Source organism: Gemmobacter lanyuensis (assembly GCF_014652355.1).
GTDB lineage: Bacteria > Pseudomonadota > Alphaproteobacteria > Rhodobacterales > Rhodobacteraceae > Gemmobacter > Gemmobacter lanyuensis.
Genome location: NZ_BMYQ01000005.1, coordinates 160,520 through 185,139 on the forward strand (window position 1 = coordinate 160,520; position 24,620 = coordinate 185,139).

General features: G+C 61.9%; 21 protein-coding genes and 1 tRNA gene. 1 reads left to right on the forward strand and 21 read right to left on the reverse strand.

The window, feature by feature from the left end; all coding sequences use genetic code 11:
• Positions 1–12: 12 nt before the first annotated feature.
• The 5 genes from rpsJ to rpsL all read right to left on the reverse strand — a co-directional run bounded on the left by rpsJ (position 13) and on the right by rpsL (position 4,848).
• On the reverse strand, positions 13–318 hold the full coding sequence (rpsJ, locus tag IE101_RS10470) for a 30S ribosomal protein S10 (RefSeq protein WP_189633776.1): 306 nt from the start codon (positions 316–318) through the stop codon (positions 13–15).
• 286 nt (positions 319–604) lie between these two features.
• Complete coding sequence (gene tuf, locus IE101_RS10475) at positions 605–1,780, reverse strand: elongation factor Tu (protein WP_189633777.1); 1,176 nt, start codon at positions 1,778–1,780, stop codon at positions 605–607.
• Between the two features lie 87 nt (positions 1,781–1,867).
• Positions 1,868–3,985, reverse strand: coding sequence for an elongation factor G (gene fusA / locus IE101_RS10480; RefSeq protein ID WP_189633778.1), 2,118 nt, complete (start codon positions 3,983–3,985; stop codon positions 1,868–1,870).
• Positions 3,986–3,994: 9 nt separating this feature from the next.
• Positions 3,995–4,465 (reverse strand): 30S ribosomal protein S7, encoded by a 471-nt coding sequence (gene rpsG / locus IE101_RS10485; protein ID WP_189633779.1) that lies wholly within the window; start codon positions 4,463–4,465, stop codon positions 3,995–3,997.
• Positions 4,466–4,476: 11 nt separating this feature from the next.
• Positions 4,477–4,848, reverse strand: coding sequence for a 30S ribosomal protein S12 (gene rpsL, locus IE101_RS10490; protein WP_023667098.1), 372 nt, complete (start codon positions 4,846–4,848; stop codon positions 4,477–4,479).
• A gap of 508 nt (positions 4,849–5,356) precedes the next feature.
• Between rpsL and IE101_RS10495 the strand changes: the two genes are divergently transcribed.
• Positions 5,357–5,617 (forward strand): VPEID-CTERM sorting domain-containing protein, encoded by a 261-nt coding sequence (locus IE101_RS10495; RefSeq protein ID WP_189633780.1) that lies wholly within the window; start codon positions 5,357–5,359, stop codon positions 5,615–5,617.
• A gap of 56 nt (positions 5,618–5,673) precedes the next feature.
• Here the strand turns inward: IE101_RS10495 and xrtE are convergent, their stop codons facing one another.
• The 16 genes from xrtE to IE101_RS10575 form a co-directional block, all read right to left on the reverse strand.
• Positions 5,674–7,287, reverse strand: a complete 1,614-nt coding sequence (gene xrtE / locus IE101_RS10500; RefSeq protein WP_189633781.1) for an exosortase E/protease, VPEID-CTERM system — start codon at positions 7,285–7,287, stop codon at positions 5,674–5,676.
• Between the two features lie 58 nt (positions 7,288–7,345).
• Positions 7,346–8,212, reverse strand: coding sequence for a DMT family transporter (locus tag IE101_RS10505; protein ID WP_189633782.1), 867 nt, complete (start codon positions 8,210–8,212; stop codon positions 7,346–7,348).
• A 33-nt stretch (positions 8,213–8,245) separates the two neighbouring features.
• Positions 8,246–9,061, reverse strand: a complete 816-nt coding sequence (locus IE101_RS10510; protein ID WP_189633783.1) for a glycosyltransferase — start codon at positions 9,059–9,061, stop codon at positions 8,246–8,248.
• Between the two features lie 111 nt (positions 9,062–9,172).
• Positions 9,173–13,393: a DNA-directed RNA polymerase subunit beta' gene (gene rpoC / locus IE101_RS10515; RefSeq protein WP_189633784.1), complete on the reverse strand. Its 4,221-nt coding sequence runs from the start codon at positions 13,391–13,393 to the stop codon at positions 9,173–9,175.
• A 46-nt stretch (positions 13,394–13,439) separates the two neighbouring features.
• Complete coding sequence (gene rpoB, locus IE101_RS10520) at positions 13,440–17,573, reverse strand: DNA-directed RNA polymerase subunit beta (protein WP_189633785.1); 4,134 nt, start codon at positions 17,571–17,573, stop codon at positions 13,440–13,442.
• A gap of 253 nt (positions 17,574–17,826) precedes the next feature.
• Positions 17,827–18,201: a 50S ribosomal protein L7/L12 gene (gene rplL / locus IE101_RS10525; protein ID WP_189633786.1), complete on the reverse strand. Its 375-nt coding sequence runs from the start codon at positions 18,199–18,201 to the stop codon at positions 17,827–17,829.
• 69 nt (positions 18,202–18,270) lie between these two features.
• Positions 18,271–18,786: a 50S ribosomal protein L10 gene (gene rplJ, locus IE101_RS10530; protein WP_189633787.1), complete on the reverse strand. Its 516-nt coding sequence runs from the start codon at positions 18,784–18,786 to the stop codon at positions 18,271–18,273.
• Between the two features lie 247 nt (positions 18,787–19,033).
• The gene (rplA, locus tag IE101_RS10535; RefSeq protein WP_189633788.1) at positions 19,034–19,732 is read right to left on the reverse strand and encodes a 50S ribosomal protein L1; all 699 of its coding nucleotides are present in this window, start codon (positions 19,730–19,732) and stop codon (positions 19,034–19,036) included.
• A 4-nt stretch (positions 19,733–19,736) separates the two neighbouring features.
• Positions 19,737–20,189, reverse strand: coding sequence for a 50S ribosomal protein L11 (gene rplK, locus IE101_RS10540; RefSeq protein WP_189633789.1), 453 nt, complete (start codon positions 20,187–20,189; stop codon positions 19,737–19,739).
• 87 nt (positions 20,190–20,276) lie between these two features.
• Complete coding sequence (nusG, locus tag IE101_RS10545) at positions 20,277–20,810, reverse strand: transcription termination/antitermination protein NusG (RefSeq protein WP_189633790.1); 534 nt, start codon at positions 20,808–20,810, stop codon at positions 20,277–20,279.
• 197 nt (positions 20,811–21,007) lie between these two features.
• On the reverse strand, positions 21,008–21,208 hold the full coding sequence (secE, locus tag IE101_RS10550) for a preprotein translocase subunit SecE (RefSeq protein WP_189633791.1): 201 nt from the start codon (positions 21,206–21,208) through the stop codon (positions 21,008–21,010).
• 144 nt (positions 21,209–21,352) lie between these two features.
• Positions 21,353–21,428 (reverse strand) — tRNA-Trp (locus IE101_RS10555).
• Between the two features lie 163 nt (positions 21,429–21,591).
• Complete coding sequence (locus IE101_RS10560; protein ID WP_189633792.1) at positions 21,592–23,160, reverse strand: GMC family oxidoreductase; 1,569 nt, start codon at positions 23,158–23,160, stop codon at positions 21,592–21,594.
• Positions 23,161–23,172: 12 nt separating this feature from the next.
• Positions 23,173–23,721, reverse strand: coding sequence for a Twin-arginine translocation pathway signal (locus IE101_RS10565; protein WP_189633793.1), 549 nt, complete (start codon positions 23,719–23,721; stop codon positions 23,173–23,175).
• A 41-nt stretch (positions 23,722–23,762) separates the two neighbouring features.
• The gene (locus IE101_RS10570) at positions 23,763–24,158 is read right to left on the reverse strand and encodes a VOC family protein (protein ID WP_189633794.1); all 396 of its coding nucleotides are present in this window, start codon (positions 24,156–24,158) and stop codon (positions 23,763–23,765) included.
• An 84-nt stretch (positions 24,159–24,242) separates the two neighbouring features.
• Positions 24,243–24,545, reverse strand: coding sequence for a ribbon-helix-helix domain-containing protein (locus IE101_RS10575; protein WP_189633795.1), 303 nt, complete (start codon positions 24,543–24,545; stop codon positions 24,243–24,245).
• Positions 24,546–24,620 lie beyond the last annotated feature (75 nt).

Here is a 24,620-nt window from a genome sequence, read left to right on the forward strand (position 1 = left end):
TTTCGCCTCCCCTTACACTTTGATCTCGACGTCCACGCCAGCGGCGAGGTCGAGCTTCATCAGCGCGTCCACGGTCTGGGGGGTCGGATCCACGATGTCGAGAAGACGCTTGTGCGTACGGATTTCCCACTGGTCGCGCGACTTCTTGTCGATGTGCGGACCACGGAGAACCGTGAATTTCTCGATCTTGTTCGGCAGCGGGATCGGGCCGCGCACTTGCGCGCCGGTCCGCTTGGCCGTGTTCACGATTTCCTGCGTCGAGGCATCCAGGACGCGGAAATCGAAGGCTTTGAGCCTGATGCGGATGGTCTGTGACATATGTGCCCCTTGGGCTCGGCGGGAAGCTTCGGGCCGGCGGACCGCCCCCAAACCCCTCTTCCGTAGGTTTCTTGCATAGGGATGAAACAAACGAGTCGGCCCCGAAGGGCCGACCCGTCCAGATCACCACGGGCCTTTAGACGCAGCGGGCCAACAAAGCAAGGCAGAATCGCGAAGCTTGGTGTTTTCTCGCCCAATTGCGCCGGCCCACAGAAAAAGGCCGCCCTTATGGGGCGGCCTTTCCGTCGTCAGTGGGACGAGCCGTTGCGGGCGCGTCTCGGGATCATCACTCGATGATCTTCGACACGACGCCGGCGCCGACGGTGCGGCCGCCTTCACGGATGGCGAAGCGCAGCTTCTCTTCCATCGCGATCGGGGCGATCAGCTCGACGTTGAACTTCAGGTTGTCGCCCGGCATCACCATCTCGGTGCCTTCCGGCAGCTGCACGGTCCCGGTCACGTCGGTCGTCCGGAAGTAGAACTGCGGACGGTAGTTCGCGAAGAACGGGGTGTGACGGCCGCCTTCTTCCTTGGTCAGGATGTAGGCTTCGGCTTCGAACTTGGTGTGCGGCTTCACCGAGCCGGGCTTGCACAGCACTTGGCCGCGCTCGATGCCTTCACGGTCCACACCGCGCAGCAGCAGGCCGACGTTGTCGCCAGCTTCGCCCTGGTCGAGCAGCTTGCGGAACATCTCGACGCCGGTGCAGACGGTCTTCTTGGAAGCGCGGATCCCCACGATTTCAAGTTCTTCGCCAACCTTCACAACGCCACGCTCGATACGGCCGGTGGCCACGGTGCCACGACCCGAGATCGAGAACACGTCTTCGACCGGCATCAGGAACGGCTGGTCAACAGCGCGCGCCGGGGTCGGGATGTATTCGTCAACCGCAGCGATGAGAGCGCGGATCGCGTCTTCGCCGATGGCCTTCTCGGTGCCGTTCATCGCGTGCAGAGCCGAACCCTTGATGATCGGGATATCGTCGCCGGGGTAGTCATAGGACGACAGCAGTTCGCGGATTTCCATTTCCACGAGCTCGAGCAGTTCCGGGTCATCGACCTGGTCCACCTTGTTCATGAACACGACCATGTAGGGGATACCCACCTGGCGGCCGAGCAGGATGTGCTCGCGCGTCTGCGGCATCGGGCCGTCAGCGGCCGAACACACCAGGATCGCGCCGTCCATCTGCGCCGCACCGGTGATCATGTTCTTCACATAGTCAGCGTGGCCGGGGCAGTCGACGTGCGCGTAGTGACGCGACTCCGACTCGTATTCCACGTGGGCGGTCGAGATCGTGATGCCACGAGCGCGCTCTTCCGGGGCGCCGTCGATCTGGTCATAGGCGCGGAATTCACCAAAATACTTGGTGATCGCTGCCGTCAGCGTCGTCTTGCCGTGGTCAACGTGGCCGATCGTGCCGATGTTGACGTGCGGTTTCGTCCGTTCAAACTTTGCCTTTGCCATGGGGGCAAACTCCTCAATGCGTTGCGATGTGGTGGGCGCAGGCCCACCCTACGGGGTGGTAGGGCGGGGTTTCCCCCGCCACACCGATCAGGCGTATTTCTTCTGGATCTCTTGCGAGATGTTTTCCGGCACGGCGTCGTAATGGTCGAACAGCATCGTGAACACCGCGCGGCCCGAGGACATCGAGCGAAGGTTGTTGATGTAGCCGAACATGTTCGCCAGCGGCACCATCGCGTTGATCACGTTGGCGTTGCCGCGGGTGTCTTGACCCTGCACCATGCCCCGACGCGAGGTCAGGTCGCCGATGATGGAACCGGTGTATTCTTCCGGCGTCACCACTTCGACTTTCATGATGGGCTCGAGCAGCTTCGCGCCGGCCTTCTTCAGACCTTCACGCATGGCAGCGCGCGAGGCGATTTCGAAGGCCAGAACAGACGAGTCGACGTCGTGGAACGCGCCATCCACCAGAGCGACCTTGAAGTCGATCACGGGGAAGCCAGCCAGCGGGCCCGAGTCCATGACGGACTTGATGCCCTTTTCGACGCCGGGGATGTATTCCTTCGGCACCGCACCGCCCACGATCTTCGATTCGAACGAATAACCTTCGCCCGGCTCGGTCGGGGTGATCTGCAGCTTCACGCGCGCGAACTGACCGGTACCACCGGTCTGTTTCTTGTGCGTGTAGTCGATTTCGTAAGCCGACGAGATCGTTTCACGATAGGCCACCTGCGGCGCACCGATATTCGCCTCGACCTTGAACTCGCGACGCATACGGTCGACGAGGATGTCGAGGTGAAGTTCGCCCATGCCCTTCATGATGGTCTGGCCGGATTCGAAGTTCGTCTCGACGCGGAACGACGGGTCTTCAGCAGCCAGGCGAGCGAGGGCGATGCCCATCTTCTCCTGGTCGGCCTTCGACTTCGGTTCCACGGCGATCTCGATAACCGGCTCCGGGAAGGTCATGGTTTCGAGAACCAGCGGCTTGGCCGGATCGCAGAGGGTGTCACCGGTGGTGGTCTCTTTCAGACCGGCCAGCGCGATGATGTCGCCTGCGAAGGCTTCTTCGATTTCTTCGCGGTTGATGGCGTGCATCATCATCATGCGGCCGACGCGCTCACGCTTGCCTTTGGTCGCGTTCAGCATCTGGTCGCCTTTTTTCAGGACGCCAGAATAGATGCGGGTAAAGGTCAGCGAGCCCACGAAGGGGTCGTTCATGATCTTGAACGCCAGAGCCGAGAAGGGATCCGCGTCATCGGGCTTGCGCTCGATGTTGCGGGTCTCGGTCTCGTCGCCCGGGGCATAGCCCAGGTAGGGCGGGATATCGAGCGGCGAAGGCAGGTAGTCGATCACCGAGTTCAGAACCGGCTGCACGCCCTTGTTCTTGAACGCGGAACCGGCGGTGACCGGCACGAAGGACATCGACAGGCAGCCCTTGCGGATCAGCTTGCGCAGTTCCTCTTCCGAAGGCTCGGTCCCTTCGAGATAGGCTTCCATCGCAGCGTCATCCTGCTCGACAGCCAGTTCGACCAGCTTGGCGCGCCATTCGTCAGCCTGATCCTTCAGGCCGTCGCGGATGTCCTGGATGATCCACGAGGCCCCCAGGTCTTCGCCCTGGTAGACCCATTCCTTCATGGTGACGAGGTCAATGATGCCTTCCAGCTTGTCCTCGGCGCCGATCGGCAGGGCGATCGGAGCAGGGGTCGCACCGGTGCGATCCTTGATCATGTCAACGCATTTGAAGAAGTCGGCGCCGATCTTGTCCATCTTGTTGACGAACACGATGCGCGGCACCTTGTAGCGGTCAGCCTGACGCCACACGGTTTCGGTTTGCGGCTCGACACCGGCGTTGGCGTCGAGAAGGCAGACCGCCCCGTCGAGAACGGCGAGCGAACGTTCCACCTCGATGGTGAAGTCCACGTGGCCGGGGGTGTCGATGATGTTGAAGCGATGCTTCGGGCTTTCAGCCGTCGAACCGTCGGTGGTGCGTTCCCAGAAGGTGGTCGTCGCAGCCGAGGTGATGGTGATCCCGCGCTCTTGCTCCTGCTCCATCCAGTCCATCGTGGCGGCGCCGTCATGGACTTCGCCGATCTTGTGGGACTTGCCGGTGTAGTACAGGATGCGCTCGGTCGTCGTGGTTTTACCCGCGTCGATGTGCGCCATGATCCCGAAGTTGCGGTAGAGGTGGAGCGGATACTCGCGTGCCATGTGACCCTCTTACCAGCGGTAATGGCTGAACGCTTTGTTCGCGTCGGCCATCTTGTGGGTGTCTTCGCGCTTCTTCACGGCGGTGCCGCGGTTGTTCACCGCGTCGGCCAGCTCGGCGGCGAGACGTTCTTCCATGGTATTCTCGTTGCGCTTGCGGGCAGCGGTGATGACCCAGCGGATCGCCAGGGCTTCACGGCGCTCGGTGCGCACTTCGACCGGAACCTGGTAGGTCGCACCACCAACACGGCGGCTGCGGACCTCGACGGCCGGCTTCACATTGTCCAGGGCTTCGTGGAAAGCCTGAACCGGCTCGCGCTTCAGGCGGGCCTGCATACGGTCAAGAGCGCCATAAACGATCGATTCGGCGGCCGATTTCTTGCCGTCGACCATCAGGTTGTTCATGAACTTGCTCAGAACCCGATCGCCATACTTGGCATCGGGGAGAATTTCGCGCTTTTCGGCGGCGTGACGACGGGACATCTCTCAGTTCCTCACTTCGGACGCTTCGCGCCGTATTTCGAACGACGCTGACGACGGTCTTTGACGCCCTGGGTATCCAGAACGCCGCGCAGGATGTGGTAACGCACACCGGGAAGGTCTTTCACGCGGCCGCCACGGATCAGAACCACCGAGTGTTCCTGCAGGTTGTGCTTTTCGCCGGGAATGTAGCTGATGACCTCGAACCCGTTGGTCAGGCGCACCTTGGCGACCTTACGCATAGCGGAGTTCGGCTTCTTCGGGGTCGTGGTGTAGACGCGGGTGCAAACACCACGCTTCTGCGGGCAGGATTCCAAGTGCTGCGACTTGGACCGGCGCACTTTCGCTTCCCGCGGCTTGCGGATCAGCTGTTGGATCGTCGGCATTAAACTAGCCTCTATCTTGCAACCCGTTCAATCACCGCTCGTCAACGGCGTTTCCGGGGGCATGTCTTCGATATGTGCCTCGCGCGTCCGCAAAACACGAAAACCGCATCTGTCCCGGGCGGGATCGACGCGGCGGAATTTCCAGAGGATCGGGGCTTTTGGCCCGGATCGTGACCACATCCAATCTGAACCCCGCCCTGCGCAGGACGCAGTTCGAGGTGGGGGCCGTATAGGGGGAGTCGCGCAGCTTGTCAACACGACGGGGCGCTTGGGCACCCCGGCAGACCAATGCCGCGAGGGGATCGTTTGCCACAACTGATTCGGATTGGCAACGGGGCGGCGAGACCAACAGATGCCGCTACGGAAACAATGCGCCCGCCAAGGGCGAATTGGGTCATGGAATCTGGCACCAGACGCAAATGAATTGTGGCATTTTCGGGGAATTTTCTGGCCTCATCGGCGGCGGTCTGGCATTCTTATGTCAGTATCGAATTCTCTGGAGATCGTGATGAAAGCCCTCCTTAAAACTTTTGGTGCGACCGCTGCTGTCCTTGGGGCATCGGCCGGGTCCGCGCTTGCGCAAACCTACAGCGGTGGCACCTGCTCGATCTTCACCCTGTGGAACTGTTTTGGTTCGGGCAGCGGCTCGGGCGGCTCGACCGGGTCGGCCTCGGTTCCCGAAATCGACGCTTCGGCCGGTCTGCTGGCGGTTGCCGCCGTCGCTGCGGCCATGCTGCTGGTCTGGGAACGCCGCCGCCGCGCGCGCTGATCTACGATCCAGGTTCGATAGGGGGCGGGCAACGCAACGGCGTTGACCCGCCTTCTTCATATCTTGCTGAAATCACTGACGGCATAGGCCCAGACCGCCACCACAAGATTGGCCGCGACATGGGCCTGGATGGCCGAGGTCACACCGCCCCGACGCCAGGCAATCAGGGCAAAAAGCAACCCGGCCACTCCGGCGCTGATCCAGCGGCCATGGAGCGCGGCAAAGCACAGGGTCGAGAGGGCCAAGGCCACCCAAGCGCCGGCCGCACCCCGGTCCGTAAACCGGGTCAGCAGATAGCCGCGGAAGAACAGCTCTTCCACAAAGGGCACGAAGGCCACCGTCCCGATCAGACGCACAATGACCCAGAACAGGATATAGACCTTGGGCAGCGCACCGATGGCAACAGCCATGGCCATTCCGGCCTCGGGGTCGCCTTGATCAAACAGCAGCCAGCCAAGCCCCACCAGCGCCCCCAGCGTCCAGGCCACGGGGTCAAAACGCCAGGCGAGGCGCAGATAATAGCGACGGAACGGCCAAAGCGCCGCCGCCATGGCCACGACGCGCAAGGGATAGCCGATTTCCGGATGGGCAAAAAAGGCATGGGTGATCAGGCTCGCGACCATGAAGGCGACAAAGGGGATCACGAAAGCTGCAACAGGGTCGTCGCGCAGGGGCATGTCCGGCTCACCGAGGCGGTTGGTCCGGTGCAGCCACGGCGTCACCTGCACCCCCCAGACGATGCCAAAGGCCAGCAGGGTGAAGAACACCCAGCCCGCATAGGAATGAAATCCATTCACCGCCAGATCGGGCGAGATATAGCGCCCGATCAGGATCAGCGTCCCCACCCGCACTACATTGAACAGCAGGCTCAACAGCACGGCCGCCGGCAGAACCACCAGAAACAGACGCGACAGACGCAAGCTTTCGCGAAAGATCAGCGCATAAATGAGCGTGAAGGCTGTCACGAGGGCGACACCCTCAACCCCGGAACATTGCGGCGCGATATGTACACTGAATGCGGGAAATCCGATGATCCGGGCCGGGGCATCGATGAGGATATCGGTCGCGAACATTTCCAGAAACAGCCGGACGGCGGCAAATGTCACTGCCGACATGCCATCAAGGTTCCAGAGTGGAAGCGCCAGATCCGCGATATCGGGCAGAAGGGCGGCTAAGATCAACGCTCCCGGCGCAATCCCCCGCCCAGCCAGGGCAATGTCGCGCCACCCCGCGGCAGGGGCCACCCACATCACCCCCCCCACCCCGGCAAGGATCGCCCCTGCCCCGAGGAACCAGATAGCGACATCGAAGACGGCACCAAGGTTCCCCCCCGGCGCCATGGCCAAGGGGAGCACAAGCAAGACAAGCCCGACAGCGTGAACCCCGGGCCAGAGCGCCCCAGCCCGCTGCCCCGCAGCCCGCAAGACAGCGTGGCGCAGCATCGGCATGGCCCAGAGCAGAAGCCCCCCCACCGCAAACACCACCAAAGCCCGGGCCACAAGGCTACGCAGAAAGCGGCAGGCCCCGTTCACGTCGGTCAGATGGCATTCGATGACCACAAAGAACTGATAGGCCGCCGCCAGAAGCAGCAGCTCAAGACAGAACAGGGCGCAGAGACGGATCAACCGGCGCGCGGGATTGGGCGAACTGGGCACGGAAACAAGCGTCATGGCCTGATGCTATCGCCTGATTAAGGCATCAATTCAACGACGGTATGCAAAGGCTGCGTCACGGGCGCGCTGCCGCCCGGCCGCGTAGAAAGGTGAAAATCCCCGTCGCGACCACAATCAAGGCCCCGATCAGTGTCAGGAGGTCTGGCCAAGCCCCGAAAACTGCGAAACCAAGCACGATTGCCCAAAGTAGCGCCATATAGCGGAAAGGGGCAACGAAGCCCACATCCCCCACCCGCATGGTCATCACAACAGTCAGATATCCCACAATCAGGTTTGCAGCCGCCAGGAAGATCAATCCGGCCTCGGCGCCCTCGACGGGTTGCCATCCTTGCCAGATCGATCCCACCAATCCCAGCAGTGTGACCGCAACCCCTGCCCAGACGGCAACGGTCGTGGACGACACCGTCGCCCCGATGGCACGGGTGCTCAGATCCCGGACCACCACGCAGAGCACCGAGGCCAGCCCCAGCAGCGACCAGCGGTCAAACCCCTCGGCCCCCGGCTTGATGATCAGCAGCACACCGGCAAAGCCGATCATGATCGCAACCATCCGGCGCCAGCCAATCGGGTCGCGCAGAAAGACGACCGCCGCCAGGGTGACAGCAAGCGGCAGCGATTGCATCAGCGCCGACAGGTTGGCCAGCGGCATCTGCGTCAGCGCGACCAGAAAGGTGACGGTCGCCAGAACCTCGGCACCGCTGCGCAGGGCAACAATGCGCCGGTCACGTGCAACCGGGGGCCAGAGCGCCACACCCTGCCAGCGGGCAAGGATCAGCAATGCCGCCGTGGTCAGCACCCCGCGCAGGGTGATGGCCTGAAACAGCGGCAGGGTCGTCGTGACCAGCTTCATGCAGGTGTCGTTCAGCGTGAACGCCAGCATTGCGACATTCATCAGGATCGCGCCGCGTCGATTGTCTGACATGAAAGGTCTGTCCCCGGATGGCTCTGCCGCAGATCAGAGCGTCTGAAGCATCTCTGCGGTGAACGGAAAATGCTGGGCAATCAAAGGGGCCGCAGCGTCCCATTCCATCGGTTCAATGCTTCCGGTGGCATGGGGATCGCTGTCATTGTCCATGTGGACGGTGCGGATGAAGCCGATCTGATTGGCATCGGTGAAGGTATTGTAAAACTGGCTCGCGAAGCGGTGGTTGCGGCGGAAGATGTTTTCACTGACCTGCGCCGGGGTGGTCATGGCCAGGCCCTGTGCCCCGGGGTTCTTTTCATTCGCAGCCAACAGGCGGTTTCCATCGGCGCGCAACTCCAGAAAGAACCCGCGATTGCAGCCCGTCACCAGCGGCAGATCCAACCCCGAGATCGGCAGCAAGGCCCCCACCACCTGCCGCATCCGCGCGATGTGATCCCGGTCCAGCGCATCGTCATCATCCAGCCGGAATCCGGTCACATGGGTCGCCGTGTCGGACAAGGCCATGGCAAAGGCCCGGCGGATGGCCTTGTAATGCGGCATGGATGGCAGGGCGACGACGCGCGCGCCCCGCAGGGGGGCGATGAGGTCGGTCAGGCGGTCGCGCCAGAGATCGGGCAGGCTGCGCCCGATCAGAAAAACCATGCGGAAATCATCATCCGTCTGCGCCAGAAGGGACGGTAATGCGAGCTTTTCGAACATCCGGAAGCGCCGCTCCAGCCGGTCGGGCGCATAGAGCCGCGCCTCGAAAGCCGGATCTTCGCCCTGCCCGCCTTTCAGGAAGCCCCCCTCGGACGGATAGGAAAAACGCATCATCCCGATGATCTGATTGCGGATACCCGGCTTCACTTTCTGCCTCCTGCGCCCCCGGTCACCATCGCGCCCCCGCCGCGCCCTGTCAAAACGAAACAGCCCCCGCCACGGGGGCGGGGGCCGTTTCCTGTCCGGTCAGGACAGATCTCAATCGCGGCTCTCGACGGTGCCGGTCTCGACCTCAGTCGCCTCGAAGCCGGGGGCAGCCAGAACGGCGGCGGCTTCGGTGCGGCGGGCCTCGATCACCACATGGTCGCGGTCATGCGCGATCTTCTTCACGCGGCTGGTGGCACCACCGGTGCCGGCCGGGATCAGACGACCCACGATGACGTTCTCTTTCAGGCCGACCAGCTTGTCGCGTTTGCCCTGAACCGAAGCCTCGGTCAGCACGCGGGTCGTTTCCTGGAAGGACGCGGCCGAAATGAACGACCGGGTCTGCAGCGACGCCTTGGTGATCCCGAGCAGGATCGGTTCTGCCGAAGCCTCACGCAGACCATGGGCGCGGGCTTTGTCGTTCATCTCGTCCAGCTCGGCCTTGTCGACATGCTCACCCTTCAGCAGCGTCGTCTCGCCCGAGTCCAGAATCTCGTATTTCTGGAGCATCTGACGCACGATCACTTCGATGTGCTTGTCGTTGATCCGCACGCCTTGCAGTCGATACACGTCCTGCACTTCGTCGATCATGTAGTTGGCCAGCGCCTCGACACCCATGATACGCAGGATGTCATGCGGCGCGGGGTTGCCGTCCATGATGTAGTCGCCCTTCTGGACGAAATCGCCTTCCTGGACCGGAATATGTTTCCCTTTCGGGATCATGTATTCCATCGTCTGCAGCGTTTCGTCCACCGGCTCGATGGTGATGCGGCGCTTGGACTTGTAGTCCTTGCCGAAGCGCACATAGCCATCGGTCTCGGCGATGATCGCGTGATCCTTCGGACGACGGGCTTCGAACAGTTCCGCCACGCGGGGAAGACCCCCGGTGATGTCCTTGGTCTTGGCACCTTCGCGCGGAATACGCGCCACCACGTCACCGGCCTTCATCTCTTGGCCGTCTTCGATCGACAGAATGGCGTCGACCGACATCGGGTAAGAGATCGGGTTGCCCTGATCATTGCGCATCGGCTCACCCGTTTCCGGGTTCATGATGATGATCTCGGGCTTCAGATCCGAACCCTTCGGCGCCGAACGCCAGTCGGACACGATCTTCTGCGTCATGCCGGTGGCATCGTCGGTGTCCTCGCGGACCGAGATCCCCGAGATGAGGTCCACGAACTTCGCAATACCCGCCTTTTCGGCGATGATCGGAAGGGTGAAGGGGTCCCATTCGAAGAGCTTGGCGCCACGCTTGACCGCCTGGCCTTCCTTGACGTGAACCTTGGCACCGTAGCCCACCTTGTGGACGGCACGCTCGGCCCCCGTCTCGTCGATGATCGCGATGGCCATGTTCCGGCCCATGACGATCTGGTCGCCATTCGCGTTCGACAGAAGGTTGGCGTTGCGGAACTCGATCTTGCCTTCCTGCGACGCTTCCAGGAACGACTGCTGGCCACCCTGGGCCACGCCGCCGATGTGGAAGGTCCGCATGGTCAGCTGCGTGCCGGGTTCACCGATCGACTGGGCGGCGATGATGCCGACCGCTTCGCCGATGTTCACCAGCGTACCACGCGCGAGGTCACGGCCATAGCACGCGGCGCAAACACCCTCTTCCGCGTCGCAGGTCAGCGGGCTGCGGATGCGGGCTTCCTGAACACCATGGGTGTTCATGGCGTCGGCCTTGCGTTCGTCGATGATCTCGCCAGCCTTGACGATGACCTCTTCGGTGCCGGGCACCAGGATGTCATCGGCCGCGACACGACCCAGCGCGCGCTCGGCGATCGAGGCCACCATCTCGCCGTCCTTGACGGCGGCGCTGACCTTGATCGCACGATCGGTGCCGCAATCAGGCAGACGCACGATGCAATCCTGCGCGACGTCCACCAGACGACGGGTCAGGTAACCCGAGTTCGCCGTCTTCAACGCGGTATCCGACAGACCCTTCCGGGCGCCGTGGGTCGAGTTGAAGTATTCAAGAACGGTCAGACCTTCCTTGAAGTTCGAGATGATCGGCGTCTCGATGATCTCGCCGTTCGGCTTGGCCATCAGGCCGCGCATCGCGCCCAGCTGTTTCATCTGCGTGACCGAACCCCGGGCCCCGGAGTGCGCCATCATATAGACCGAGTTCAGCTCTTTCTCGGCGCCATTGTCGTCAAACTTGGCGGCCGAGATGGTCTGCATCATGGCCTCGGTCACCTTGTCGTTGCACTTCGACCAGGCATCGACGACCTTGTTGTACTTCTCGCCCTGGGTGATCAGACCATCCAGATACTGCTGCTCGAAGCCGGCAACCTGGTCTTTGACCTCGTTGACGATGGACCACTTGCTGTCCGGGATGACCATGTCGTCCTTGCCGAAGGAAATCCCGGCCTTGAACGCTTCGCGGAAGCCCAGCCCCATGATCTGGTCACAGAAGATCACCGACTCTTTCTGGCCGCAGTAGCGGTAGACGGTGTCGATGACGGTCTGCACGTCTTTCTTACGCAGCAGGCGGTTCACCAGCTCGAAAGGTGCTTTGGCGTTCAGCGGCAGCAGGTTGCCCAGACGCAGACGGCCGGGGGTCGTCTCGTAGCGCTTCCAGACGATATTGCCCTCATCATCGACCTGCTTGAGGCGGGCCTTGATGCGGGCATGCAGATGAACCGCGCCGGCAGCCAGCGCGTGTTCCACTTCCTCGATGTCGGCGAAGGCCATGCCCTCACCCACCATGCCCTTGCGTTCCATGGTGGTGTAGTAGAGGCCCAGAACCATGTCCTGCGACGGAACGATGATCGGCGCGCCGTTGGCGGGCGACAGAACGTTGTTCGTCGACATCATCAGGACGCGCGCTTCCAACTGGGCTTCCAGCGAGAGCGGCACGTGAACGGCCATCTGGTCGCCGTCGAAGTCGGCGTTGAAAGCAGAGCAGACGAGCGGGTGCAGCTGGATCGCCTTGCCTTCGATCAGGATCGGCTCGAACGCCTGGATGCCCAGACGGTGCAGCGTCGGCGCACGGTTCAGCAGAACCGGGTGTTCGCGGATCACCTCATCGAGGATGTCCCACACCTCGGGACGCTCTTTTTCGACCAGCTTCTTCGCCTGTTTCACGGTGCTGGACAGACCCTTGGCCTCCAGACGCGAATAGATGAAGGGCTTGAACAGTTCGAGCGCCATCTTCTTCGGCAGACCGCACTGGTGCAGCTTCAATTCCGGGCCGGTCACGATGACCGAACGACCCGAGAAGTCGACGCGCTTACCCAGAAGGTTCTGACGGAAGCGGCCCTGCTTGCCTTTCAGCATGTCGGACAGCGATTTCAGCGGGCGCTTGTTGGTGCCCGTGATCACGCGGCCACGGCGGCCGTTGTCGAACAGCGCGTCCACAGCTTCCTGCAGCATGCGCTTTTCGTTACGCACGATGATATCGGGCGCACGCAGTTCGATCAGCCGCTTCAGACGGTTGTTCCGGTTGATGACGCGACGATAGAGATCGTTCAGGTCAGAGGTCGCGAAACGGCCCCCGTCCAGCGGCACCAGCGGACGCAGTTCCGGCGGGATCACCGGAAGAACGGTCAGGATCATCCATTCCGGACGGTTGCCCGATTCCAGGAACGACTCGACGATCTTCAGCCGCTTGATGATCTTCTTCGGCTTCAGTTCGCCCGTAGCTTCCTTCAGGTCTTCACGCAGCTGATCGGCGGTCTGCTCGAGGTCGATGTTCGACAGCATCTCGCGGATGGCTTCAGCGCCGATATTGGCGGTGAAGGCGTCAGCGCCATACTGATCCTGCGCGTCGAGGAATTCTTCCTCGGTCATCAGCTGGCCATAGGTCAGGTCGGTCAGACCCGGCTCGATGACGACATAGTTTTCGAAGTAGAGAATCCGCTCCAGATCCCGCAGCGTCATGTCCAGCATCAGACCGATGCGGCTGGGCAGCGATTTCAGGAACCAGATATGCGCGACGGGTGCCGCCAGTTCGATATGGCCCATCCGCTCGCGGCGGACCTTCTGCAGCGTGACTTCCACGCCGCATTTTTCGCAGACGACGCCGCGATATTTCATGCGCTTGTATTTGCCGCAGAGGCATTCGTAATCCTTGATCGGGCCAAAGATACGCGCGCAGAACAGACCGTCACGTTCGGGTTTGAACGTCCGGTAGTTGATGGTTTCCGGCTTCTTGATCTCGCCGTAGGACCACGACAGGATCCGCTCGGGAGACGCGAGCGAGATCTTGATCTCGTCGAAGGTCTTCACCGGGGCGACCGGATTGAACGGGTTGGTGCTGAGTTCCTGGTTCATCTTGCGTCCTTATATGTAGGGGCGGTTGAGGAGGGCGCGAACGCCCTCACTCCTCCTCCGCATCCAGGAGTTCCATGTTCAGGCCGAGGCCGCGGACTTCCTTCACGAGCACGTTGAAGCTCTCCGGCACGCCGGCTTCGAAGTTGTCCTCGCCCTTGACGATCGACTCGTACACTTTGGTCCGGCCGGCCACGTCGTCCGACTTCACCGTCAGCATTTCCTGCAGAGTATAGGCGGCGCCGTAAGCTTCCAGAGCCCAGACCTCCATCTCCCCGAGACGCTGACCACCGAACTGCGCCTTACCACCCAGCGGCTGCTGCGTGACGAGCGAGTACGGCCCGGTCGAACGGGCGTGCAGCTTGTCGTCAACCAGGTGGTGCAGCTTGAGCATGTATTTCACGCCTACAGTGACCTTGCGCTGGAACTGCTCGCCGGTCCGGCCGTCAAACACGACCGACTGGCCCGACTGGTCGAAGCCTGCACGACGCAGGGCGTCGTTCACGTCCGATTCCTTGGCGCCGTCGAAGACCGGGGTCGCGATCGGAACGCCACGGGTGACGTTGCCCGCAAGCTCCAGGAACTCGGTCTCGTCGCGGTCGCCGAAGGCGGCCTCATAGGTCTCGTCGCCATAGGCCAGACGCATCGCCTCACGGACCGGGGTCAGGTCGCCCGAACGACGATACTCTTTCAGAGCCTCGTCAATCTTCAGGCCCAAGCCGCGCGCGGCCCAGCCCATGTGGGTTTCCAGAATCTGACCGACGTTCATCCGCGACGGCACGCCGAGCGGGTTCAGCACGAGATCGACCGGGGTGCCATCGGCAAGGAAGGGCATGTCCTCCATCGGGACAACCTTCGAGATAACACCCTTGTTCCCGTGACGACCGGCCATCTTGTCGCCCGGCTGCAGCTTGCGCTTCACCGCGACGAACACCTTGACCATCTTCATCACGCCCGGGGGCAGATCGTCGCCACGGCGGACTTTCTCGACCTTGTCCTCGAAGCGCAGGTCCAGGGCGCGGCGCTGAGCCTCGAACTGGTCATGCAGGGCTTCGACTTCCTTGGCGAGATCTTCTTCCCCAACGGCAAGCTGCCACCACTGGCCACGCGACAGCGTGCCCAGCAGTTCGTCATCGATGGTCGATCCGGCCTTGATGCCCTTCGGACCCTTCACCGCGACCTTGCCGAGGATCAGTGCCTTCAGACGGGCATAGATGTTGCGTTCCAGAATGGTCAGCTCGTCGTCGCGGTCGCGCGACAGGCGTTCCACTTCTTCCCGCTCGATCTGCAGGGCGCGTTCATCCTTGTCCACACCATGACGGTTGAAGACGCGGACTTCCACGATGGTGCCATAGGCGCCCGGCGGCAGACGCAGCGAGGTATCGCGCACGTCGCTGGCCTTTTCACCAAAGATGGCGCGCAGCAGCTTTTCTTCCGGCGTCATCGGGCTTTCGCCCTTGGGGGTGATCTTGCCCACCAGAATGTCGCCCGGCTGCACTTCGGCACCGATATAGACGATCCCGGCTTCGTCGAGGTTGCGGAGCGCTTCCTCGCCGACGTTCGGGATGTCGCGGGTGATCTCTTCCGGGCCGAGCTTGGTGTCACGCGCGGCGACTTCGTATTCCTCGATGTGAATCGAGGTGAACACGTCATCACGCAGGATGCGTTCCGAAATCAGGATCGAGTCTTCATAGTTGTAGCCGTTCCACGGCATGAAGGCCACGATCACGTTCCGACCAAGGGCGAGTTCGCCCATGTCGGTGCAGGGACCGTCGGCAATCACTTCGCCGCGCATCACGGTGTCACCCACCTTCACCAGCGGGCGCTGGTTGATGCAGGACGACTGGTTCGAGCGCTTGAACTTGCGCAGACGGTAGATGTCCACGCCCGGCTCGCCCGGCTCCAGGAACTCGGTCGCGCGCACAACGATACGGGTCGCGTCGACCTGGTCGATGATGCCGCCACGACGCGCCATGATCGCCGCACCGGAATCGCGGGCGACAACGGCCTCGATCCCCGTGCCCACGAAAGGCGCATCCGATTGCAGCAGCGGCACGGCCTGACGCTGCATGTTCGAACCCATCAGCGCGCGGTTGGCGTCGTCATTTTCCAGGAAGGGAATGAGCGAGGCCGCGACCGAAACAAGCTGCTTCGGCGACACGTCGATCAGGTCGATCGCATCCGGCGGGTTGAGCATGAATTCGCCCGCCTTGCGCGACGAAATCAGATCGTCGAGGAATCGGCCTTCTTCATCCTGCGCCGCGTTCGCCTGGGCGACCGTGTGGCGCATCTCTTCGGTGGCCGACATGTAGACCACGTCGTCCGTCACCTTGCCGTCCACCACCTTGCGGTAGGGGGTTTCGATGAAGCCGTATTTGTTCACGCGGGCAAAGGTCGCCAGCGAGTTGATCAGACCGATGTTCTGACCTTCCGGCGTTTCAATCGGGCACATCCGGCCATAGTGGGTCGGGTGAACGTCGCGCACCTCAAAGCCCGCACGTTCGCGCGTCAGACCGCCCGGCCCGAGAGCCGAGAGGCGGCGCTTGTGCGTCACTTCGGACAGCGGGTTGGTCTGGTCCATGAACTGCGACAGCTGCGACGAGCCGAAGAATTCACGCACCGCAGCCGCGGCCGGTTTCGCGTTGATCAGGTCCTGCGGCATGATCGTGTCGATCTCGACCGAGGACATGCGCTCCTTGATCGCGCGCTCCATGCGGAGCAGGCCGACGCGATACTGGTTTTCCATCAGTTCGCCGACCGAACGGACACGGCGGTTGCCGAGGTGGTCGATGTCGTCGATCTCGCCCTTGCCGTCACGCAGTTCCACCAGCGCCTTGATGCAGGCGACGATGTCTTCACGGTCCAGGGTGCGCTGGGTATCGGGCTTGCCCAGATCCAGACGCATGTTCATCTTCACGCGCCCCACGGCCGAAAGGTCGTAGCGCTCGCTGTCGAAGAACAGCGTGTCGAACAGGGTCGCGGCGGCCTCGACGGTCGGCGGCTCACCCGGACGCATGACGCGGTAGATGTCCATGAGCGCGGTGTCGCGGCCCATGTTCTTGTCTGCCGCCATGGTGTTACGGATGTAGGGACCGACGTTGACGTTGTCGATGTCCAGCACCGGGATCTCGGTGATGCCCTGATCCAGCAGCACCTTGAGGGTACCGCCTTTCACTTCGCCGTCACGATCATATTCCATCGTGACTTCGTCGCCGGCTTCAACCCAGATCTCGCCGGTGTCTTCGTTGATCAGGTCCTGCGCCACATAGCGGCCCACGACGTGGTCGAAGGGCACCAGAAGCTCGGTGATCTGGCCTTCGTCGATCCATTTCTTGACCATACGCGGCGTGGCCTTTTCGCCCGCCTTCAGGATCACTTCGCCCGTGGCTGCATCCACGAGGTCATACGACGGCCGGGTGCCGCGCACGCGCTCGGGGAAGAACTTGGTCACCCAGCCCTTGTTCTTCTGATACTTGAACCAGACGGTGTCGTAATAGGCATCCATGATGCCTTCCTGATCCATGCCGAGGGCATAGAGCAGCGTGGTCACCGGCAGTTTGCGGCGACGGTCAATGCGCGCAAAAACGATGTCCTTGGCGTCAAACTCAAAGTCCAGCCAGCTGCCGCGATACGGGATGATGCGGCAGGCGAACAGGAGTTTCCCAGAGGAATGGGTCTTGCCCTTGTCGTGGTCGAAGAACACGCCCGGCGAACGGTGCATCTGGCTGACGATCACGCGCTCGGTGCCGTTCACGATGAACGTGCCGTTCGCGGTCATCAGGGGCATGTCGCCCATGTAGACGTCCTGTTCCTTGATGTCCTTGACCGAGCGCGCGCCCGTGGTCTCATCGACATCAAACACGATCAGGCGCAGCGTCACCTTGAGCGGCGCGGCATAGGTCATGTCGCGCTGCTGGCATTCGTCCACGTCGTATTTCGGCTTCTCCAGCTCGTATTTCACGAACTCGAGAACGGCGGTCTCGTTGAAATCCTTGATCGGGAAAACCGACTGGAACACCCCTTGAATGCCCTCGCCGTCCAGCGCCTTCGGGCCGTCGCCCGATTTCAGGAACAGGTCGTAGGAGGATTTCTGAACCTCGATGAGGTTCGGCATCTCAAGGACTTCACGGATCTTGCCGAAGTAGCGGCGGATCCGCTTCTGGCCAACGTAGCTCTGAGCCATGCTCATCGTCACCTTTCTGTTTCGCCAACGCGCTGCCTGTCGGGGCTCAGGCGCACGCCGAATGCGATCAGGGGGGAGGTTCCATTCATGCGGCCCCTCCCGAAGGGCCGCTCCCGAACCTCGAACCGCGCCTGGGAAGAAGCTTGCGGAAGCTGCTTCCAAGTCGGGTTCTACAGACAGGTTTGGCTGGGCCCGACAGAGGTCGGACCCAGCCAATCCCTTAACCTTTACGATGCCAAGGGCATCGATCAGATTACTTCAGCTCGACCTTGGCGCCAGCCTCTTCGAGCTTCTTCTTCATCGCTTCGGCGTCGGCTTTCGAGACAGCCTCTTTCACCTTGCCGCCAGCTTCGACGAGGTCTTTGGCTTCTTTGAGGCCCAGACCGGTGATGCCGCGCACTTCTTTGATCACGTTGATCTTGTTGGCGCCGGCGTCGGTCAGAACGACGTCGAATTCGGTCTTTTCTTCTTCAGCCGGAGCAGCGGCAGCAGCCGGGCCAGCAACCATTACAGCGCCGCCAGCAGCCGGCTCGATGCCATATTCATCCTTCAGGATGTTCTTCAGTTCCTGCGCTTGCAGCAGGGTCAGACCGACGATTTGTTCGGCGAGAGCTTTGAGATCAGCCATTTTACACTTCCGTTCAGTTGAGATGGGTTCCAACGAGATTGGATCGACCCACGCAAAGTATCCCGAGGATCAGGCCGCAGCCTTTTCCTCGATGGTTTTGAGGATGCCAGCGATGTTCGAAGCAGGCGCGCCGATGGCACCAGCGATGCTCGAAGCGGGGGCGCCGATGCAGGACACGATCTGAGCGATAAGCTCTTCGCGCGACGGCATGGCGGCCACGGCTTTGACACCGGCCTGGTCCAGAACCGTGTCGCCCATTGCCCCGCCCAGCAGAACGAACTTGTCGTTCTTCTTGGCATAGGCCTCGCAGACCTTCGCCGCAGCGACGGGGTCTTCCGAGTAGGACAGCACGGTCATGCCCGTGAGCAGGTCACCCATCTTTGCAGCGGGGTGCCCTTCCAGGGCGATCTTGGCGAGCTTGTTCTTGGCAACGCGAACGGACCCACCGACGGCACGCATTTGTGCGCGAAGGTCCTGCATCTCGGCAACCGTGATACCTGCGTAGTGTGCAACCACAACCACGCCAGAGCTTGCGAAGATCTGGCCGAGTTCCTCGACCACTTTCTCTTTCTGGGCTCTATCCACAGTTTCACTCCAAGTTTGGGGGTTTCCCCCCGGCTCTTATGTGCCCCCTTGCAGGGGCGTTCGGGTCCGCGAGGGGTTCCCGATCCAAGATCACCCGAGGGCGCTCTTCAATCTCGATCCCCATCTCAGGCAGGACATTAAGGCGTTTGCGCGCCACCCACCGTCTCGGACAGGACAGGGCGTTGCCGCCCTGCCATTCCCCCGTCTCCGAGGGAAATTCGTGGGCGGGTTTCCCCGCCCGTCAGCCTCAGTTGCCCGAGGCCGACGCGAGGTCGAGCGAGACGCCCGGACCCATGGTCGACGACAGCGACACTTTCTTCACGTAGGCGCCCTTGGCACCAGACGGCTTGGCGCGGGTCACGGCATCCACGAAAGCGCGGACGTTTTCGGCCAGCTTGGCCTCATCGAACGACACTTTGCCGATACCAGCGTGAATGACGCCAGCTTTTTCAACCTTGAACTGCACTTCACCGCCCTTAGCAGCTTCGACAGCCGTTTTCACGTCCATCGTCACCGTGCCGACCTTCGGGTTCGGCATCAGGTTGCGCGGGCCGAGGATTTTGCCGAGACGGCCGACGAGCGGCATCATGTCCGGGGTCGCGATGCAGCGATCGAACTCGATCTTGCCCGACTGGATGGTTTCCATCAGGTCTTCGGCACCGACGATATCCGCACCAGCGGCCTTGGCTTCATCAGCCTTGGCGCCACGGGCGAACACGGCGACGCGCACGGTCTTGCCGGTGCCGTTCGGCAGCTGGACAACACCACGGACCATCTGGTCGGCGTGACGCGGGTCAACGCCCAGGTTCATCGCGATTTCCAGCGTCTCGTCGAACTTGGCCGAGGCCGCCGACTTGATCAGCTTGACGGCGTCTTCGACCGAGATCAGCTCTTTGCCAGCAAAGGCTTCGCGGGCGGCTTTGGTGCGTTTAGCAAGTTTCGCCATGGTCTCAGCCCTTCACTTCGATGCCGCAGGACTTGGCCGAGCCGAGGATGATCTGCATCGCGGCCTCAATCGAGTTCGCGTTCAGGTCTTTCATCTTCGTTTCGGCGATCTGGCGGATCTGCGCCGCGGTCACCTTGCCAGCCACTTCACGGCCCGGCTTGGTCGAACCTTTCGGACGGTTCCGCTTGCCAACCGGCGGCAGGCCCGCAGCGGTTTTCAGCAGGAACGAGGCCGGCGGGGTTTTCAGGTCAAGGCTGAACGACTTGTCCTGGTAGTAGGTGATCACGACCGGCACCGGGGTGCCCGGAGCGAATTCAGCCGACTTGGCGTTGAATTCTTTCACGAAGGCCATGATGTTCAGGCCGCGCTGACCCAGCGCGGGGCCGACCGGCGGCGACGGGTTGGCCTGCTGGGCCTTCACTTGCAGCTTGAGGCTGCCGATAACTTTCTTGGCCATCTGGCCGTCTCCTATCTCACCGTGTCATGCGACACTTGGTTTAGTGGTCCGGTCCGGGGCTGCCCCCTCGCCTCCCACGCGAAGCACTCAGATCTCTTTCGAAACCTGGGTGAATTCCAGTTCGACCGGGGTCGCGCGACCGAAGATCGACACCGTCACCTTCAGGCGGCTGTGCTCTTCGTCCACACCCTCGACCATGCCATCGAAGCCTTCGAACGGGCCGTCGGTGACTTTGACCTTTTCGCCCACCTCGAAGCGGATCAGGGTGCGCGGCGCTTCCTGCCCTTCTTCGACGCGGTTCAGGATGGCGTTCACTTCGGAATCGCGCATCGGCATCGGCTTGCCCTGAGGACCAAGGAACCCGGTCACCCGGTTGATCGACGAAATCAGGTGATAACCCCGATTCGTCATCTCCATCCGCACCAGCACATAGCCCGGCATGAACCGGCGCTCGCTGCTGACCTTCTTGCCGCGGCGAACCTCGATGACCTCTTCAGTCGGGACGAGAACCTCTTCGATCTCATCCTCGAGGCCATTCTCGGCCACGGCTTGCCTGATCTGCTCGGCGACTTTCTTCTCGAAGTTCGAGAGGACGCTCACCGAATACCACCGCTTGGCCATCTTGCCGCCTTCACCCTGGTCGCCACGACAGCGCGTGGCGGAAATTCTGCTAGTTCGGGGAAAATTTACCCCCGCGAGGAACAAAAAACAGCGCGCAGCTCGAATCGCCACGCGCCGGTTTCCTGATCGTTGGGCAGGGGATAGCCCGCATAGCCCATCAATTCAAGGAAAATCAACGTCGCTTGCCTTGGCGGCACTCAGCCGCCGAAGCCGCCAACGATCACCGACAGGCCCGAACGGATGCCCAGATCCACGAGGCTGAAGAAGGTCGAGGTCAGCGCCGCCATGATGAACACCATCACGGTGGTCAGCATCACTTCACGGCGCGAGGGCCAGTGAACCTTGCCCACCTCGGTACGCACCTGCTGGATGAACTGGAGGGGGGTGACCTTCGCCATGTCTTATTGTCCTGCCAATGCGCCGCGCGCCATTTCAGGGGGCGGAGATACGCTGTCGCGAAACGGAATTCAAGCACTAGACGCCAGATCGCAGAAAAGCCTTACGGCGTTCCGATCATCACGTTGCGCTGTGTGGAGAGGGCCTGGCAGGGGCAGCAGGACTCGAACCCGCGACCCTCGGTTTTGGAGACCGATGCTCTACCAACTGAGCTATACCCCTAGGCCTGAGCGGTGGGTATTTCACGGCGCGGGGGAAATCAAGGGGCAACCGTGAAATTCGATGCGGGAATCTTCATCCTTCCGCGGGAAAGCCCCCTGCCCTGCCACAAATGGCAAACCCCCCACCCGCCGCAGCGGATGGGGGCTAGGCGAGGCAGGCCCGATCAGATGTTTCCGGCCGACATTTCCCGTGCGATATGATCCGCCTGACGGATAGCCAGCGCCACGATGGTCAGGGTCGGGTTCTCTGCCGCGCCCGTGGTGAACTGCGACCCGTCCGAGACGAAGAGATTCGCAATGTCATGCGACTGGCCCCATTTGTTGACGACGCCGTCCTCGGGTTTTTCCGACATGCGGTTGGTGCCGAGGTTATGCGTCGAAGGATAGGGCGTCGTCGGCATCGTGCGGGTGGCGCCCACGGCTTCATAGATCGCGATGCCACGCTGATATGCGTGGTTACGCATGGCGATGTCATTCGGATGGTCATCGAAGTTGACGTTGGCCACCGGCAGGCCGAACTGATCTTTGGTATCGGACAGGGTCACGCCATTGGTCAGCTGTGGCATGTCCTCGCCCACGATCCACATCCCCGCCATGTTTTCATAGCTGTCAAGCGCGGTGGTGAAGCTGCGCCCCCAAGCACCGGGGTTGAGGAAAGCCGCCATGAACGGCAGGCCAAGGCTGAGCGTCTCAAGCTCATACCCGCCGACGAATCCACGCGACGGATCGTGCCGCGCTTCATCCTGCATGATCCCGGCCATGGTGGTGCCGCGCCACATGCGGACCGGCTTGTCGAAGATCGCATAGACGGACCCGGTGGTGTGGCGCATGTAGTTCTTGCCCACCATGCCCGAGCTGTTCGCCAGCCCGTTCGGGAACATCGACGAGGCCGAGTTGAGCAAGAGCCGCGGGCTTTCAAAGCTGTTGCCCGCCACACAGACGATGCGCGCCTTCTGCATCTGCAGATTGCCGTCCTTGTCGAAATATTCGACCCCCGTCACCTTGCCCTGATCATTGTGCAGGATGCGCGCGACATGCGACCGCTCGCGCACCTCAAGATTGCCGGTCGCCTCGCCCCGCGGAATGTCGGTATAGGCGGCCGACCATTTCGCGCCCCATTTGCAGCCCTGGAAACAGAAGCCGGTCTGCTGGCAGGCCATCCGGTCGTCATAATCGCGCGAGTTGATCGCCATGCGGCCGGTGTGGACCTCGGAATAGCCGACCGCCTTGGCGCCCTTCTCGAAGACCTTGAAGTTGTTGTTCCCCGGCAGGCCCGCACGGTCGCCAGTGCGCGTAACGCCCAGCTTGGTTTCGGCCTTTTCATACCAAGGCGCCATTTCCGCAGCATCGATCGGCCAATCGAGCAGATTGGCGCCCTCGACCTTGCCATAGGTGGTCAGCGCCTTCCATTCATGGTCCTGAAAGCGGATCGAGGCACCAGCCCAATGGGTGGTGGTGCCACCGACGGCCTTCACGATCCAGGCGGGAAGCCCCGCGAAATCGCGCGCGACACGCCAGCTGCCCGAGGTGGTGCGGGCATCCGTCCAGGCAAGCTGGGCGAAGCTGTCCCATTCGTCGTTGATGTAATCCTCGGGCAGATAGCGGCCTCCGGCCTCCAGTGCGACGACCTTCACGCCCTGCTGCGCCAGTTCATTCGACAGCACGCCCCCACCGGCACCCGTGCCGATGACCACGACCACGCTGTCATCATTGAGGTCAAATTTTGCAACCATGATCCCCGCTCCTCACAGCCAGTCGATGTCGTTGAAGCCGCGCTCGATATAGCCGCCCTGCGAGAAGGACTCGCCCTCATAGCCAAAGAGCGGCCAGATCTCTTTCTGATTGTAGAGACCCGTCACCAGCCCGGCCCGGACCGTCTGGAAGAAGGGGGTGCTTTCGATGGCCTGCAGAACCTTGACCCGATCGTCCTCCCAGCCGATCGAGACATAGTTCGCATGGCCCTGCGCCTTGGCGGCCGCATCCAGCGCGGCAACGCCCTCGGCGACCAGCGCCTGCTGCGCCGCATCGTCATAGCCCTTGACCGCAACGGCATAGAAGCGGTCGGCTAGGCGGTCATGCGGGTAGATGTCGCGCGCCATTTGCACCAGCGTGGCCATCTGCTCAGGCGTGATCACCGTCACCTCGACCGCCCAGGCCGCGTCCGGGGCGGCGATGAAGCCCGTCCCGATCACGGCCATGCTGCCTGCGGCAACGGCACGGGCAAGAAGCGCACGACGGGTCAGTCCCGCCATCTGCGGGCTTACGGGTCTTTTCAGTTCCCGGCTGTGTTTCATCGTCTCCTCCCTAAGACTCGAAACAGGTTTCAGGGCAGGCTTCAGAGGAAGCGGCCGCCCCGTTGCAGAACCTCGATCTGGTAACCGTCGGGGTCTGCAATGAAGAAGAACTTGGCCACGGACACATCGCCGTTGCGGAAATCCACCAGCCTGCGCGGGGCAAGCCCGGCCTCGGTCAGGCGGGCATGCTCGGCCTCGACATCCTCGACCGAGACGGCAAGGTGGCCATAGCCATCACCGAGGTTGTAAGGCTCGGTCCGGCCCTTGTTGACCGTCAGTTCAAGTTCAAAGCTGCTTTCGGGATTGGAGAGGTAGATCAGCGTGAAGCTGTCAAAGTCGAGCCGATCCGCGACCTTCAGGCCGAAGGCGGACTCGTAGAATGCGACCGAACGCGCCTCTTCCAGCACGCGGATCATCGAATGAATTGCCTTGGCCATGAACCCTCCAGAACCTTGGTAGTTTTGGTAAGGTTAAAGAACCAATTCTGGCGCGGGTAGTAGTCCGCTACTACAGCCGGATTTTTACTCGGCCGCGATCCGGGCCGTTGGGTCCTGCCCGATCTGTTCCAATTCACCCAGGTGGATCGTGCAGGCACAGCGCAGAAGCGAGGTGAAATTGGTCACTTCACCCTGTTGTTCCAGCACTTCAGAATGAAGCTTTGACAGAAAGGCAGGGGTTGAAACCCCTTCCCGTACCGCGATCTGGTCCAGAATCCGCCAGAAGGCGCGCTCCAACCGGATCGAGGTGGATTGCCCGTTCAGGCGCAGGCGGCGCGTCACGGATTCATAGCGGCTTGGGTCTTGTCCGGCGAATATCTGGCACATGGCTGGAATCCTCCCCCATCAAAGGTGGGGTGATGAGGGTCAAAGGTCAACAATCCATTTGCCCAGCAAAAAGGC

Bases quoted from the DNA above. Each gene is read 5' to 3' on its own strand.
- rpsJ (WP_189633776.1), bottom strand. From the start codon at position 318: ATGTCACAGACCATCCGCATCAGGCTCAAAGCCTTCGATTTCCGCGTC.
- tuf (WP_189633777.1), bottom strand. From the start codon at position 1,780: ATGGCAAAGGCAAAGTTTGAACGGACGAAACCGCACGTCAACATCGGC.
- fusA (WP_189633778.1), bottom strand. From the start codon at position 3,985: ATGGCACGCGAGTATCCGCTCCACCTCTACCGCAACTTCGGGATCATG.
- rpsG (WP_189633779.1), bottom strand. From the start codon at position 4,465: ATGTCCCGTCGTCACGCCGCCGAAAAGCGCGAAATTCTCCCCGATGCC.
- rpsL (WP_023667098.1), bottom strand. From the start codon at position 4,848: ATGCCGACGATCCAACAGCTGATCCGCAAGCCGCGGGAAGCGAAAGTG.
- IE101_RS10495 (WP_189633780.1), top strand. From the start codon at position 5,357: ATGAAAGCCCTCCTTAAAACTTTTGGTGCGACCGCTGCTGTCCTTGGG.
- xrtE (WP_189633781.1), bottom strand. From the start codon at position 7,287: ATGACGCTTGTTTCCGTGCCCAGTTCGCCCAATCCCGCGCGCCGGTTG.
- IE101_RS10505 (WP_189633782.1), bottom strand. From the start codon at position 8,212: ATGTCAGACAATCGACGCGGCGCGATCCTGATGAATGTCGCAATGCTG.
- rpoC (WP_189633784.1), bottom strand. From the start codon at position 13,393: ATGAACCAGGAACTCAGCACCAACCCGTTCAATCCGGTCGCCCCGGTG.
- rpoB (WP_189633785.1), bottom strand. From the start codon at position 17,573: ATGGCTCAGAGCTACGTTGGCCAGAAGCGGATCCGCCGCTACTTCGGC.
- rplL (WP_189633786.1), bottom strand. From the start codon at position 18,201: ATGGCTGATCTCAAAGCTCTCGCCGAACAAATCGTCGGTCTGACCCTG.
- rplA (WP_189633788.1), bottom strand. From the start codon at position 19,732: ATGGCGAAACTTGCTAAACGCACCAAAGCCGCCCGCGAAGCCTTTGCT.
- rplK (WP_189633789.1), bottom strand. From the start codon at position 20,189: ATGGCCAAGAAAGTTATCGGCAGCCTCAAGCTGCAAGTGAAGGCCCAG.
- nusG (WP_189633790.1), bottom strand. From the start codon at position 20,810: ATGGCCAAGCGGTGGTATTCGGTGAGCGTCCTCTCGAACTTCGAGAAG.
- secE (WP_189633791.1), bottom strand. From the start codon at position 21,208: ATGGCGAAGGTCACCCCCCTCCAGTTCATCCAGCAGGTGCGTACCGAG.
- IE101_RS10560 (WP_189633792.1), bottom strand. From the start codon at position 23,160: ATGGTTGCAAAATTTGACCTCAATGATGACAGCGTGGTCGTGGTCATC.
- IE101_RS10565 (WP_189633793.1), bottom strand. From the start codon at position 23,721: ATGAAACACAGCCGGGAACTGAAAAGACCCGTAAGCCCGCAGATGGCG.
- IE101_RS10570 (WP_189633794.1), bottom strand. From the start codon at position 24,158: ATGGCCAAGGCAATTCATTCGATGATCCGCGTGCTGGAAGAGGCGCGT.
- IE101_RS10575 (WP_189633795.1), bottom strand. From the start codon at position 24,545: ATGTGCCAGATATTCGCCGGACAAGACCCAAGCCGCTATGAATCCGTG.